Genomic DNA, 13,515 nt, shown 5'->3' with positions numbered 1-13,515 from the left:
GTATATAGGGGCGTCGGCAAAACGTCAAACTATTGCTTCGACTAACGGTGTCGGCATGCAATTCGACGCGCAAAAACCCGCACCGCGAATCACAGGTCCTGAACCGTCGCGCCCTCGATCTTGCCGTCGATAATATCCGCGCCGTACTGACTCGCGCTGCGTTTTGCAACGCCGAAGTCGGAGAACGTGGCGGGCAGCACGAGACGGAACACACGGCTCGCCTTCGAACCGCTAATGGCACCCGGACGGCAGACGCGCACCGCGACGTCGTAGCCTTCCGCATGCCGCTTGTGACCGTCGAATTTGTCGAACGCCCGCGAGAAAACCAGCGGATGCACTTCGAAGTCCTTATAAAGATCTGGATAAGCCTGAGCCATGATGCCCTCCGGTGCACGCCGGTGCCTGAGTGAGTCGAATTGTGAATATCACCCCACTATACGCTGCGCACGGCACGCATCGGCTTTTTATTTTCGACGCGCGCCGCGCGGTGTGGGCGTGAGTACGGGTGCGAGCGCCGCGGAAATCGTCGCCTTCGCGCGGGCGCTGGTAAGCTACGGCTCCTGCGCCATTCAGCTTGAGAATCTCCCGTGAAAATCGCCACCTGGAACGTCAACTCACTCAAAGTCCGCCAGCAGCACGTGATCGACTGGCTCGAAACCAGCGGCACCGACGTACTGTGCCTTCAGGAACTGAAGCTGCCCGACGAAAAGTTTCCGCGCGCGGAACTCGAAGAGAAAGGCTACCGGAGCTGGTTCGCGGGCCAGAAGACGTACAACGGCGTCGGCATTCTGGTGCGCGCGGGGCTCAACGTGGACGAAGCGAGCGTCGTGCGAAACATTCCGGGCTTTGATGACTTGCAGCAGCGCGTGGTCGCGGCGACCGTCGAGGGCGTGCGCATTATTTCCGCCTATTTTCCGAACGGCCAGGCACCCGGCACCGACAAGTTCGCATACAAGCTGCGCTGGCTTGCCGCGCTGCACGACTGGGTCAAAAGCGAGATGGCGCTGTATCCGAAGCTCGCGCTGCTCGGCGATTACAACATCGCACCCGACGACCGCGACGTGCACGATCCGAAAGCCTGGGAAGGTCAAAACCTGGTGTCGCCGGAAGAACGCGCGGAGTTCGTGCGGCTGATCGAACTCGGTCTCGTCGATGCATTCCGTCGGTTCGAGCAGCCGGAAAAAATCTATTCGTGGTGGGACTACCGGATGATGGCTTTCCGCCGCAACGCGGGTCTGCGCATCGACCATATTCTGCTGTCGAAGGCGCTGGCAGAAACCTGCGCTTCGTGCGAGGTCGACAAGGTGCCGCGCAAATGGGACCAGCCGTCGGACCACGCGCCGGTCGTCGCGCAACTAGGTTGATAGAGGCGCCCCGGCGCATTCGCACACACGCTCAAGCCGAAACCCCCAGCGTTCCCCACAAAAACTCGAACACCATCGCGTCGTGCTCGGCCTGCTCCAGTTCGTCGGAGCCGCCGTGACCGCCTTCCGTATTCTCGCGATACCACACGTTATCCACGCCAAGCGCCTGCATGCGCGCCGCCATCTTGCGGGCATGGCCAGGATGCACGCGGTCGTCGGCGGTTGACGTCGTGAACATCACCGGCGGATACTTCACGCCCGCCGTCACGCGGTGATACGGCGAGTAGGCGGCGAGCACGCGCGCGTCGGCGGGATCGTCGGGATCGCCGTATTCGTCGATCCACGACGCGCCGGCATGCAGCAGGTGATAGCGGCTCATGTCGAGCAGCGGCACTTCGCAGACCACCGCGCCGAACAGTTCCGGGCGCTGCACCATGCACGCCGCGACCAGCAGGCCACCGTTGCTGCCGCCCTGGATGCCGAGTTGCGCGGCGCTCGTCACGCCACTTGCGACAAGCGCTTCGGCCACCGCGATGAAATCGTCGAAAGCGCGTTGCCGATGCTCGGTCTGCGCCGCCGTGTGCCAGGGCGTGCCGAACTCGCCGCCGCCGCGAATGTGCGCGACCACGTACACGCCGCCGCGCTCGAGCCAGCCGATGCCCTGCCCCGCGAGATAGCTCGGCAATAACGGAATCGCGAAGCCGCCATAGCCGGTCAGCAGACACGGCCGCGTGACAGGCTGTTCGGTGCGATCCGCATGATCCATGCGCTCGGCGGCAGCTTGCGCGTCGCGCGGTCCGATCACCGTGTACGGCACGCGCGTGCCGTCCGCGGAAACGGCGTCACCGCGCGTCACCACATAGCGCGTCGCGTCGAACTGCGTCGGCCAGCGGTGGACCAACTCCCACGCGGTGAGATCGTCGCGGGCAAGATCGGCGAGCCAGTACGCGGGCGGCTGCAGATAGTCGTCGGTATCGACGAACACTTCGTCGTTCAACGTCGACTCCACCGGCGAGACGTCGGCCTGCCCCTCGCCGTGCGACGGGAAGACACGCTGTTGCCACTGCCATGTGTGATCGGCGGATTGCATCGGCGTGAACAGCAAGGTCTTGTTCTGCACGTCTTCCAGATACGACACGATGAGCTGGTTGCGCGTGTGCGTCCATTCGCAGGCGGACGTCTGCGAAGTCGGGATGAACAACGGCGTGACCTCGCGCTCGCCGCGCAGGAACGCGTCTTCACGGATCGCCAGCAGCGCGCCGCCCGGATACATCACTTCATCGTAATGCCAGTCGAGGCGCGGCTCGAGCAGCAGCCAGCCGTTCCAGCCGCCCACCGCGACATGCGAGGGCACGTCGTAACGACGCCACGCATCGGCGGCAAGCGGGACGCCGTTCGCCGCGTCGAGGTAGTACCTGTGCGAGTCGAAGAAATCGACGCTGCTCACTACCGTGTGACGCTTTTCCACCGGATCGTAGTGCGCTTGCACGCCGATGTCGTCATACGCGCCCTCGAACACCACGGGCGCGTCGGCGAGCGCCGTGCCGCGCGTCCAGCGCCGCGCTTCGCGCGGATAGCCGGAGCGCGTCAGGCTCTCGCTCCCATTGTCCCAGCCGACGTAAAGCGTATCGCGGTCGATCCACGACGCCGCATGCTTGCCCGCCTTCGCGATCACAAAACCGTCGTCGACCAGGCGTCGCGCGTCGATGTCGAACTCGCGCACGACGACCGCGTCGGAGCCGCCTGGCGACATGGTGATCAGCGCGCGATCGCCATCCGGGTAAAGAATGTCGAACTCGACGCAGACCCACGGCGTGCCTTCGGCTTCGCCTAGCGCGTCGAAGTCGATCAGGTTCTGCCACTCAGGCTTACCGCCGCGCCACGCCGCCCACGTGGTGCGCCGCCACAGCCCTTTGGGATTGCGGTCGTCCTGCCACAGGTCGTACGCCCACTCTTTCCATCGAGTGGGAATGACGGGGCGTTCGCGCGGCAGATACGCATCGGCGAGCCATTGTGTGAGCGTGTCGAGTCGCTCGCCGCTGCACCACGCGGCCCGGGTGCGGGCGTTCTGCTCGTCGACCCACGCGAGTGCTTCGGGGTCGTCGAGCGCTTCGAGCCACAGGAACGGATCGGTGGAAAACGGCCAGGGAGAACTAGCGGAAGAGGCAGGAGGCATCGTGAGCTGTCGGATAAAAACAGCGTTGATTATGCCTTGCCGCGCGAGAAGCGGCGGTGTTTGCGCGGCGGTTCAATGTCTGGATGTTCGGATAAAGGCGCAAGCGGCGGCCGGACGCGATATCCATGCCGCCGCCCGCCGCCTTCACACATGCCGTGCGGTCATCGAATCAAGGCTCGAGATTGAGCTCCTGAATCTTGCGCGTAATCGTATTGCGTCCGATACCGAGACGCTCCGCCGCCTCGACCTTGCGACCGCGCGTGAAGTCGAGCGCCTCGCGGATCACCGCCGCTTCGAAACGGCGTGCGAGTTCGTCCATCACGTCGGCGGAATTCTCGCGCAGCAAGCGTGCGACTTCCGTGCGCAAGCCGCCTTCCCATGCGCTGACCGTGGCAACCGGCAGGCCGCCCGGCATGCCCGCATGCGTCGCCACGCTTCCGCCATTGATCGGCGCCGTGGCCGCGAGGCTCGCGTCCGCGCTACCGATCGGACTGCCGCCCCCGCCCGTCGTAAGATCCGTCGCGCCGGCCTGCGCGGGACCGAGATCCGGCGGCAAGTCCTTGATCTCGATGGTCTGCGCGGGCGCCATCACCGTGAGCCAGTTAGCGAGATTCTCCAACTGCCGCACATTGCCCGGAAACGGCAGCGAAGCCAGATAAGCGAGCGCCTCTTCCGATACGCGCTTCGGCTCGACGCCCAGATCGCGCGCGCTCTTCTGCAGAAAATGCCGGGTGAGCAGCGGAATGTCTTCGCTGCGCTCGCGCAACGCGGGCAAACGCAGGCGAATCACGTTGAGCCGGTGATACAAGTCCTCGCGGAAAAGCCCCTGACGTACCCGCGATTCCAGATTCTGGTGCGTCGCCGCGATCACGCGCACGTTGGCGCGCAGCGGATTGTGGCCGCCGACCCGATAGAACTGGCCATCGGAGAGCACACGCAACAGGCGCGTCTGCAGATCGAACGGCATATCGCCGATTTCATCGAGAAACAGCGTGCCGTTTTCGGCCTGCTCGAAGCGGCCCTGGCGCATTGCCTGCGCGCCAGTGAAGGCGCCGCGCTCATGGCCGAATAGTTCGGATTCCAACAGATCTTTTGGAATCGCCGCGGTGTTCAGCGCAATGAAGGGACCGTTCGCGCGTGGGCTATGCCGGTGCAACGCACGCGCGACCAGTTCCTTTCCGGTGCCCGATTCGCCGGTAATGAGCACGGTTGCCGCCGAATGGGACAAACGTCCGATCGCGCGAAACATGTCCTGCATCGCGGGCGCCTGGCCGAGCATTTCGGGTGCATCGGCAACGCGGTCGTCCCACGTCTGTTCGCCGCGCATGCTCTCGTCCACCGCGCGGCGGATCAGCTCGACCGCTTTGTCGATGTCGAACGGCTTCGCGAGATACTCGAACGCGCCGCCCTGGAACGCGGCGACCGCGCTGTCCAGATCGGAGAACGCCGTCATGATGATGACCGGCAAGCCCGGCACCTTGTCACGCACGGTTTGCAGCAATTCGAGGCCCGAGCCGCCCGGCATCCGGATGTCGGACACCAGCACCTGCGGGCTTTCGTGATCGAGCGCCGCCGACGCCTCGCGCACGTTCGCGAAGCTGCGCGTCGCGAAGTTTTCGCGAGCGAGCGCTTTTTCAAGCACCCAGCGAATCGATTGATCGTCGTCTACTATCCAGATCGGCTTCATATAGGTCTGTCAGAAGTCTTGAGATGCCTGCGGTGTGCGAAGGCGTGTCAGTAGTCGAGCGGCAGCAGAATCTGAAACTCGGTGTGGCCGGGCCGGCTTTCCACTTCGATCAGACCGTCGTGTTGTTGCACGAACGTCTGCGCGAGCGTCAGACCGAGACCGCTGCCGTCCTCGCGCCCCGATACGAGCGGATAGAAGATGCGGTCACGAATGTCCTCGGGAATGCCGGGGCCGTTGTCGATGATATGCAAGTCCAGTGCCAGCTTACATAAGCGTTTCGACACCGTGATCTTGCGTGCAATGCGCGTGCGCAATTCGATGCGCGCGTCGCCTTGCGAGATGCGTTCGCGCAATGCCTCTGCCGCATTGCGCACGATGTTCAGAAGCGCCTGGATCAGTTGCTCCTTGTCGCCGCGCAGGTCCGGCACGCTGACGTCGTAATCGCGCTCGATCGTGAGGCCGCGCGGAAACTCCGCGAGAATCACCTGACGCACGCGCTCGCACACTTCGTGAATATTCACGTCGCCGACGATATGCGGATGCCGGTGCGGCTCGAGCAAGCGGTCGACCAGCGTTTGCAGCCGGTCCGATTCCTTGATGATGACCTGCGTGTACTCGCGCAACTCGTCGCGCTGACGCTCGCCCAGTTCGAATTCGAGCAGTTGCGCCGCGCCGCGAATCCCGCCGAGCGGATTCTTGATTTCGTGCGCGAGATTGCGGATCAACTGTTTGTTGACGGCCGTGAGGTCGTTGATGCGCTCCTCGCGGTCGCTGCGCAAATGCCGCTCGTTCTCGAACAGTTCGAGCAGCACGTAGTCTTGCGCGCTTTCCAGAAAGCCGACGATCGCGTGCACATGCAGCGGCTCGTGAGCGGGCCGCTCGAGCACGGCATCGAGATGCGTCGCGTGAAAACGGTGAGCGGCGATCGACGTGATGGTGGCGACCAGTTCGTCGGCATTCGAGAAGATATCAGGCCACGCCATCTGCGTGAGTTGCCGGCGCGAAAGCTCGAGCATCGACTCCGCCGACGGGTTCGCAAACGCGACACGCAGCGTGCGCTTCTCGAGTATCAGCACGACGGTGGGCAACGCCTCGAAGCCCGGCAACAGTCCGGACGCGACGAGCTGTGCGTCGTCGGACAGCGTGTCGACGTGCCCTTTTCTCGCCTTGATCAGATTCTTTAGAACCATCTTGCAGTCTGGCCGATAGGAGATGGTGGCAAACCGCTGCGTCCGGTCGAATGAAAAAGGGACGGCGCCGCCGTCCCTTCGTGACCGATCGCGAGCGTCGGACAAAGCGCTTCGCCATTCGACGGGCGAAGCGCCATTGCCGCTTACAGCGAGTAGTACATTTCGAATTCGATCGGGTGCACCGACTGACGATAACGCTGCAGCTCGTTCGTCTTCAGTTCGATGTACGCGTCGAGCATCGAATCCGTGAACACGCCGCCGCGCGTCAGGAACTCGCGGTCGCCGTCGAGTGCGTCCAGAGCCTGGTCGAGGCCGGCACACACAGTCGGGATCTTTGCATCCTCTTCCGGCGGCAGGTCGTACAGGTTCTTGTCGGCAGCTTCGCCCGGATGAATCTTGTTCTGCACGCCGTCCAGACCCGCCATCATCAGCGCGGAGAAGCACAGGTACGGATTCGCCATCGGGTCCGGGAAACGCGTTTCGATACGGCGGCCCTTCGGGTTCGACACGTGCGGAATGCGGATCGATGCCGAACGGTTGCGTGCCGAGTAAGCCAGCTTCACCGGTGCTTCGAAGTGCGGCACGAGACGCTTGTACGAGTTCGTCGACGGGTTCGTGATCGCGTTCAGCGCGCGAGCATGCTTGATGATGCCGCCGATGTAGAACAGCGCGAATTCCGACAGACCTGCGTAGCCATTGCCCGCGAACAGGTTCTGGCCGTCTTTCCAGATCGACTGGTGAACGTGCATGCCCGAACCGTTATCGCCGACGATCGGCTTCGGCATGAACGTAGCCGTCTTGCCGTACGTGTGCGCGACGTTCTGGATGATGTACTTCATCTGCTGCAGCCAGTCGGCGCGTTGCACGAGCGTCGAGAACTTGGTGCCGATTTCATTCTGGCCCTGGCCCGCGACTTCGTGGTGGTGCACTTCGACCGGAATGCCGATCTGTTCGAGCAGCAGACACATTTCCGAGCGGATGTCCTGGAATGTGTCGACCGGAGCGACCGGGAAATAGCCGCCCTTCGTGCCCGGACGGTGGCCGGTGTTGCCGCCTTCGAATTCCTTCGACGACGACCACGGTGCTTCTTCCGAACCGATCTTGACGAAGCAGCCCGACTGGTCCGTGTTCCACCGGACCGAGTCGAAAATGAAGAATTCCGGTTCCGGACCGAAGAATGCCGTGTCGCCGAGACCCGAGCTCTTCAGATAGGCTTCGGCGCGCTTTGCCAGCGAACGCGGGTCGCGTTCGTAGCCCTTGCCGTCAGCCGGTTCGACGACGTCGCAGGTCAGAACGAGCGTGGACTCTTCATAGAACGGGTCGATGAAGGCGGTGTTCGCGTCCGGGACCAGCAACATGTCCGATGCTTCGATGCCCTTCCAACCGGCAATCGACGAACCGTCAAACGCATGGCCGCTTTCGAACTTGTCTTCATCGAATGCCGACACCGGCACCGAAACGTGTTGCTCTTTGCCGCGCGTGTCGGTGAAACGGAAGTCGACAAACTTGACGTCTTCGTCTTTGACGAGTTGAACGACGTCGGCCACGGATTTACTCATAACCTATCTCCTGATTAACGAATTCGGCGGATTTCAGCCGCCGCCCAATCTAGCTGACCCGTCCCGGCGCGTCCACCCTCAATTGTGAAGAGCGAATGTGAAAATTAGCCGTTGCTGATCGATCGGCCTGACTAAAGCAGCAACTGTGCCATGTATGCGCCAAGACGGCGCGCGTGCTGACAGTGCGCGCGTCGGCGGGGAATTCGCGCACCGGGGGATATGCAGCCCTAAAATTCGATGGTTTTCGTTAGCACCAAAATGAGGCGCGGGTGCGGAGTGGCCGCTGTCGCGGAACGAATTTGGTGCATATGCGGCATGTTGCACCATTTAAGGGCGAGCGGTTGCAGCGTGCGCGTCGCCTCGGATTGCAGGTCGTCCAGCGCCCGCGCGGGCCCAAAGCGCCGCGCTAGAATGGTCACTTGATCAAGGAGACCAACGCATGACTACCCTCGAACAGTTGTATGCGCAGGCGGACAAACGCCGCACCGAAAGCCAGTTGCCTTACGCCGGCGCGCTGTCGCCGGCCGAGGCGTTCGAACTGCTGCAGCTCGACACGGGCGCGCGTCTCGTCGATGTGCGCACGCGCGCCGAACTCGACTGGGTCGGCCGGCCCGTGATCGGCGACGGACAGTATGCGCACGTCGAATGGACGCGCTATCCGGGCGCCGTGCCGAATCAGGAATTCCTGCATCAATTAAGCGACGTGGCGTCGCCCGATACGCCGGTGCTGTTTTTGTGCCGCAGCGCCGCGCGCTCCAAGCTCGCGGCGATCGCCGCGGCGCAGGCGGGCTTCACGAAGGCTTATGACCTGCTGGAAGGCTTCGAAGGCGACAAGGACGGCCAGGGACATCGCAAGACGGTGTCGGGCTGGTGCTTCCGCGGCTTGCCGTGGATTGGCGCGTGAGGGGTGCGTGAGGCGCTGGGGCGGCGTATTGAAGCGGGGAGTAAAGCGTCCGGTACAGAGCTGCGGGCCTGTGAACCGCCGGTCGGGAGCCAGCCGGTCGCGAACCGACCGCTAGCCCGCTACTATCGCCGCTATTAGCCGGCCACTCGCGCACGCCTCACCGTTGAATCGCGCGTCAACAAGGCAGACATCACGCACGAGGCTTTCCCGCCGCCTCGTGCTCGACAATATCGCCGCCAAGCAGATGCACGCCCTCGCGTAGCTTGACGAACGCCGCCGCCACCGCTTCCGGCTCGCCCTTCACGCCGAGATCGATGTGATGCCGCGCATAGACGCCGCCACGCTCGGCGTCGCCCACGCTCGGCAGACTGAACACGCGCACGCCGGGGAAGTCGTGCTCGATCTTCTCCATCAGCGGCGTTAAACGCGACTCGGGCAACTCGAACACGAGCAGCGATTTTTCCGCGTGCGGCATCGCGTGATGCAGATGCGCGTAGTGCGTGTCCAACACCCATTCGATCATCGGCCAGGCCATGACCGGGAAGCCCGGCACGAAGTAGTGCTCGCGGATCGAGAAGCCCGGAATCTTGTTGTAGCCGTTCGGAATGATCGCCGCGCCTTGCGGATACGTGCCCATATTCAGCCGATGCAGATTCTCCGGCGAGTTCAGGTCGAGCGGCGTCGCGGCCGTTGCCGGGTACATGTCGCGGATGCGCTCCTGAATCAGCTTCTGCGCTTCCGGATGCAGTTGCAGCGGCACGCCGAGCGCGGCCGCCGCGCATTGACGCGTGTGATCGTCCGGCGTCGCGCCGATGCCGCCCGTCGAAAACACGATGTCGCCCGAGTCGAAAGTACGCCGCAGCGTGGCCGTGATGCGCTGCGGGTCGTCGCCGATATACTCCGCCCAGCCAAGCGACAAGCCGCGCGCGCCGAGCAGTTCGATGACTTTCGGCAAATGCTTGTCGACGCGTCTGCCCGACAGGATTTCATCGCCGATGATGATGACGCCAAATGCCATTGCCGCCTCTTTGGTTATCTCGTTCGTTGATCAATAAGGAACCGGGGCCGCGTGCCGCACGCCGCCGGCCTCCTCCGCGCGCATGCGCTGCAGCGCCCGCAGACAGTAGTAGCCGAACCACAGCGCCGAAAACACGAGGATGAACGCGTAAATCCAGATCGTCACCGCGGTGATGACCGGAAACAGCACCAGCAGCCACACGGACGACGCCCACAGCAGCGTCGGAAGCGAACCCATCAGACCGCTCGCAACGCCGATCAGCAGCAGCGGCAACCGGAAGCGCCGCACGAGCGCGCGCCGCTCATCGCGCGTGGCGTGCAGTGCGAGCGCGTCGTACGTCATCACGCGGTAGGTCAGCCAGCCCCACAGCAGCGGCGGAATCAGCGCGAAAAACGGCGGCACGAGCCACAGCGGCAGCGTCACGATCAGCAGCACGAGACATACCAGCGTCGTCCAGAGCGCCTGGCCAAGGCTGCCGTACCACGTTCCGCCGCGGCGCATTTCCAGGCCGGGAAACTGGCGCGTCGACAGGAAGCGGATGACGGCCGGCATCGACAGCGTGGCGATCAGCAGCAAGACGGTGACGACGATGAGCGGGATGGTCATCGCGACGACCAGGAACGGCGCAATAGCCGCGTGCAGCCCGGAAAAACCGAGCGAGTCGAACAGATGGTAAAGCGTGACGGTGAACGACCAGCCTTCGAGCCAGCCGCGGGTCGCGCCGATCAGCGTCTGCCAGCTAAACCACAGGATCACGCCCCAGCCGACCGTCGCCGCGACGAACGGCATGAAGGTCAGCCAGAGCATGCGCGGGTGGAGCGCGCTTGCGAGCGCGCGCCCGAACGAGCGCAAAAGGTCATTCATGCGAGCCAGTGCCGGTGAGTGCAACGGTGAAATGATGGAGCGGCGCGGCGGTCACTGAACGTGAACCGTGCGCGCAAACGTGGACAGCATAAACCACGCGACGGGCCGCCGGGGAGACCGGCGGTGGATGGACAACGAATGGAGGACGATTGAAGAACGAATGAAGAACGAAGTCAGTCAGGCTCAGACCGCGGTGGCGCCGCCCTCGTCCCGATTGCCGCGCCGTGCGCTCAGACGCCGGCCGATGCGCACGAAAGCGAGCCAGTGCTGCGCCCAGAAGCCTTCGCCGTACGCGCGACCCTGCAACTGGTCGCTGATGCCGGTCGGCTCCATGTCGCGGCTCCACGACACGCTGCGAAACAGCATGTCCCACCACGGAAACAGCACGCCGAAGTTGCAGCCGTACTTCAGGCCCTCGTGACCGTAACCGATCGCATGATGGCGCCGATGAAACGTCGGGCTCACCAGCAGCCGCTCGCCGAGCCAGCCGAAATGCAGGCGGATATTCGCGTGCTGCACGCTCTGCGCAAGATTGGTAATCGCGACCAGCACGACGAACTGCGACGGCGGCACGCCAATCACGAGCGCGATGACCGCGAAGAACGATGCTTGCAGCAGGTCGTCGAGCAGATGGTTGCGGTCGTCGGCCCACAGCGACATTTGCTGCTGGCTGTGGTGCACCGCGTGCAGCTCCCACCACACGCCGATGCGATGCTGCCAGCGGTGATACCAGTAACCGGCGAAATCGAGCGCGAGCAGGTACATCACGAACGTGACGAGCGGCTGCGTCGTCACGCCCGGCCACAGGTTGTCGAACTCGATATTGGAGATGTTATGCAGGCGCAGCCACGCCTGCACATTGTCGAAAAACGGCTGCAGCGCGAAGAAGAAAAACAGGTTCAGGATGCCGAGCTTCGCGATCCACGTGTAGATCACGTCGACGCGCACTGCCTTGCGGTTGTCCCACTGCTCGACCGGAAGCAGCGCCTCGAGCGGCCGCAGGATCGCGTACATGGCCAGCACCTCGAGGACGCCCACGATCACCCAGTAAAGGCTGTCGTAGGTGTCTTCGTCGTAGTCCATCAGATCGAAGTGGAACAGCAGCGGCTGCACCACGTTGACGTACAGCAACGTCTGCGCGGCGGAGACGAAGTTGTCGAGCGAAGAGAAGATCAGATGGAACATGGTGCTGGTCGGTTACTTCTGTGTTTGCCGCTCGCTATCGTGGGTATTGCGCTGCGTACTGCGCGTATTGTGCCTCACGTGCGGCGTGGCGCGGCATGGCTCGCTCCATTATCACGCGCCGTTGGGCGCTGTGACCGGCGCGCGATTAAAGAAATAGATGCCGTGCGGCGAGCGGCCGACGGCGATCGTCTGGATCAGCTTGCGCGTGCTCAGATCGATGATGCCGACGTGCTTCGCGAAGCGGAACGTTACCCAGAGATAGCGCTTGTCGGCGGAAAGTTCCATGTCGTCGGGCCCGGGCATCAGACCGGTGATGTCGCCGACGTTGGTGAGCGAGTCTTCGTCGATGATGCTGATCGTGCTCGCGACGCGGTTCGACACCGCGACGTGCTTGCCGTCCGCCAGCGAGCGGAAGTTGTGCGCGCCGTTGCCGGTATGGATCGTCTTGACGATCTTCTGCGTGTGCCAGTCGACCACGGCCACGTAGTCCGCGCCGGTCATGCCGACGAGCAGATATTTTTCGCCCGGCGTCATCCACAGGCCCGCCGGCACCTTGCCGACTTTCATCTTCCACTTGACCGTTTGCGTGGCCAGGTCGATGGCGGCGAGTTCGCCGGACACCTGCAGCGTGACGAAGACCGTCTTGCTGTCGTTCGTGAACGCCATGTGGCTCGGCATGACCGCGAGCGGCAGACGCGACGCGAGCGCCATCTGGTTCTTCTGACCGTCGTAGTGATAGATGTCGAGACGGTCGAGACGCAGCCCCGTCGTGACGAGCCATTTGCGGTCAGGCGAGAAGCCGATCTGATACGGATCTTCGATATTTTCGACCCAGCGCTGGACCTGCCCTGTCTTCGGGTCGACGAACATCAGATTGTTCGACACCGAATTGGCGACGATCAGCGAGGAGTTATCCGGCGTCACCATCAGATGATGCGGTTCCTTGCCCGTGGGCACGGTGCCGATAACCTGGCGGGTGGTCTCGTCGATGAGGCTCAGCGTGGCTTCGGCGGAATTCAGCACGATCACGTTGTTGGCGCGGGCTGCGGGAGAAAAAAAGCCTGCCGCGGCGGCGAGAGCGAAGCCTGCGGCGAACGTGGCTGTCACGCCAGGAAGAAAAAATTTACGCATGAAAACTCACTTCGGAGAACGACCGTCATTGTAGAACGTTTGCCGTGGCCTGCGGTTGACGCAGATCGGGGTTGCAGAGCGGGGAAAATCGAGGGCCGGATGAGCGCGCCAGAAGCGCATCGCCGATAAACATGATCTGCAAGATCGAAAGGTGTCGTCCTAATTAGAAAATGTTGTCGTGAGAATACACTCAATAATCACGAAACAATTTAATACCAATAGAGAAATATCTCGTTGTCGATTAAACATCCAGCGAGATAAAGACGCAAACTAAGAGCGGGAAAATTAATTCCGCGTAATTCGGATTTTGCTTATTTGCGCCGATCACGCACAGCCGGAGAATCCCGCAGGCTCATCGTCCAAGCCATTCCAAAGGACGCAAGAGTGAGCGCGGATGGTCGGTCGTTGATAATCAACTGAAAATAGCGACCTTGATG

At 62.8% G+C, this 13,515-nt stretch carries 11 protein-coding genes; 2 read left to right on the top strand and 9 right to left on the bottom strand.

Features of this window, described 5'->3' with window-relative positions:
* Positions 1-89: 89 nt before the first annotated feature.
* Positions 90-377 carry a hypothetical protein gene (locus C8K18_RS02310; protein WP_006051248.1) on the bottom strand — a complete coding sequence of 96 codons (288 nt, stop codon included), beginning with the start codon at positions 375-377 and terminating at the stop codon, positions 90-92.
* A gap of 210 nt (positions 378-587) precedes the next feature.
* Here C8K18_RS02310 and xth point away from each other — a divergent pair, with 210 nt between their 5' ends.
* Positions 588-1,364: an exodeoxyribonuclease III gene (gene xth / locus C8K18_RS02305; RefSeq protein WP_053858451.1), complete on the top strand. Its 777-nt coding sequence runs from the start codon at positions 588-590 to the stop codon at positions 1,362-1,364.
* 31 nt (positions 1,365-1,395) lie between these two features.
* Here xth and C8K18_RS02300 read toward each other — a convergent pair whose 3' ends face one another.
* From C8K18_RS02300 to glnA, 4 genes are all read right to left on the bottom strand, one after another.
* Complete coding sequence (locus tag C8K18_RS02300; RefSeq protein ID WP_107706545.1) at positions 1,396-3,540, bottom strand: prolyl oligopeptidase family protein; 2,145 nt, start codon at positions 3,538-3,540, stop codon at positions 1,396-1,398.
* A gap of 169 nt (positions 3,541-3,709) precedes the next feature.
* Positions 3,710-5,227 (bottom strand): nitrogen regulation protein NR(I), encoded by a 1,518-nt coding sequence (ntrC, locus tag C8K18_RS02295; RefSeq protein WP_029967520.1) that lies wholly within the window; start codon positions 5,225-5,227, stop codon positions 3,710-3,712.
* 47 nt (positions 5,228-5,274) lie between these two features.
* Positions 5,275-6,417, bottom strand: a complete 1,143-nt coding sequence (gene glnL, locus C8K18_RS02290; protein WP_006051244.1) for a nitrogen regulation protein NR(II) — start codon at positions 6,415-6,417, stop codon at positions 5,275-5,277.
* Between the two features lie 143 nt (positions 6,418-6,560).
* Positions 6,561-7,976, bottom strand: a complete 1,416-nt coding sequence (glnA, locus tag C8K18_RS02285; protein WP_006051243.1) for a type I glutamate--ammonia ligase — start codon at positions 7,974-7,976, stop codon at positions 6,561-6,563.
* 439 nt (positions 7,977-8,415) lie between these two features.
* Between glnA and C8K18_RS02275 the strand changes: the two genes are divergently transcribed.
* On the top strand, positions 8,416-8,880 hold the full coding sequence (locus tag C8K18_RS02275) for a rhodanese-like domain-containing protein (RefSeq protein ID WP_006051242.1): 465 nt from the start codon (positions 8,416-8,418) through the stop codon (positions 8,878-8,880).
* A 190-nt stretch (positions 8,881-9,070) separates the two neighbouring features.
* Here the strand turns inward: C8K18_RS02275 and C8K18_RS02270 are convergent, their stop codons facing one another.
* The 4 genes from C8K18_RS02270 to C8K18_RS02255 form a co-directional block, all read right to left on the bottom strand.
* Positions 9,071-9,898 carry a molybdopterin-binding protein gene (locus C8K18_RS02270; RefSeq protein ID WP_029967522.1) on the bottom strand — a complete coding sequence of 276 codons (828 nt, stop codon included), beginning with the start codon at positions 9,896-9,898 and terminating at the stop codon, positions 9,071-9,073.
* Between the two features lie 30 nt (positions 9,899-9,928).
* The gene (locus tag C8K18_RS02265; protein ID WP_107706544.1) at positions 9,929-10,762 is read right to left on the bottom strand and encodes an EI24 domain-containing protein; all 834 of its coding nucleotides are present in this window, start codon (positions 10,760-10,762) and stop codon (positions 9,929-9,931) included.
* A 183-nt stretch (positions 10,763-10,945) separates the two neighbouring features.
* A complete protein-coding gene (locus C8K18_RS02260; protein WP_107706543.1) occupies positions 10,946-11,947 on the bottom strand; it encodes a sterol desaturase family protein in 1,002 nt (333 codons plus the stop codon).
* A 111-nt stretch (positions 11,948-12,058) separates the two neighbouring features.
* A complete protein-coding gene (locus C8K18_RS02255; RefSeq protein WP_006051238.1) occupies positions 12,059-13,078 on the bottom strand; it encodes a beta-propeller fold lactonase family protein in 1,020 nt (339 codons plus the stop codon).
* Positions 13,079-13,515 lie beyond the last annotated feature (437 nt).

The sequence above is a fragment of the Paraburkholderia sp. GV068 genome (assembly GCF_003058125.1).
GTDB lineage: Bacteria > Pseudomonadota > Gammaproteobacteria > Burkholderiales > Burkholderiaceae > Paraburkholderia > Paraburkholderia graminis.
This window is presented reverse-complemented; position numbering and strand designations above follow the sequence as displayed.

What these genes read in the sequence shown, in the direction of transcription:
- glnA (WP_006051243.1), bottom strand. Translation starts at nt 7,976, where the DNA reads ATGAGTAAATCCGTGGCCGACGTCGTTCAACTCGTCAAAGACGAAGAC.
- C8K18_RS02300 (WP_107706545.1), bottom strand. Translation starts at nt 3,540, where the DNA reads ATGCCTCCTGCCTCTTCCGCTAGTTCTCCCTGGCCGTTTTCCACCGAT.
- C8K18_RS02260 (WP_107706543.1), bottom strand. Translation starts at nt 11,947, where the DNA reads ATGTTCCATCTGATCTTCTCTTCGCTCGACAACTTCGTCTCCGCCGCG.
- C8K18_RS02310 (WP_006051248.1), bottom strand. Translation starts at nt 377, where the DNA reads ATGGCTCAGGCTTATCCAGATCTTTATAAGGACTTCGAAGTGCATCCG.
- glnL (WP_006051244.1), bottom strand. Translation starts at nt 6,417, where the DNA reads ATGGTTCTAAAGAATCTGATCAAGGCGAGAAAAGGGCACGTCGACACG.
- C8K18_RS02275 (WP_006051242.1), top strand. Translation starts at nt 8,416, where the DNA reads ATGACTACCCTCGAACAGTTGTATGCGCAGGCGGACAAACGCCGCACC.
- ntrC (WP_029967520.1), bottom strand. Translation starts at nt 5,227, where the DNA reads ATGAAGCCGATCTGGATAGTAGACGACGATCAATCGATTCGCTGGGTG.
- C8K18_RS02265 (WP_107706544.1), bottom strand. Translation starts at nt 10,762, where the DNA reads ATGAATGACCTTTTGCGCTCGTTCGGGCGCGCGCTCGCAAGCGCGCTC.
- C8K18_RS02270 (WP_029967522.1), bottom strand. Translation starts at nt 9,898, where the DNA reads ATGGCATTTGGCGTCATCATCATCGGCGATGAAATCCTGTCGGGCAGA.
- C8K18_RS02255 (WP_006051238.1), bottom strand. Translation starts at nt 13,078, where the DNA reads ATGCGTAAATTTTTTCTTCCTGGCGTGACAGCCACGTTCGCCGCAGGC.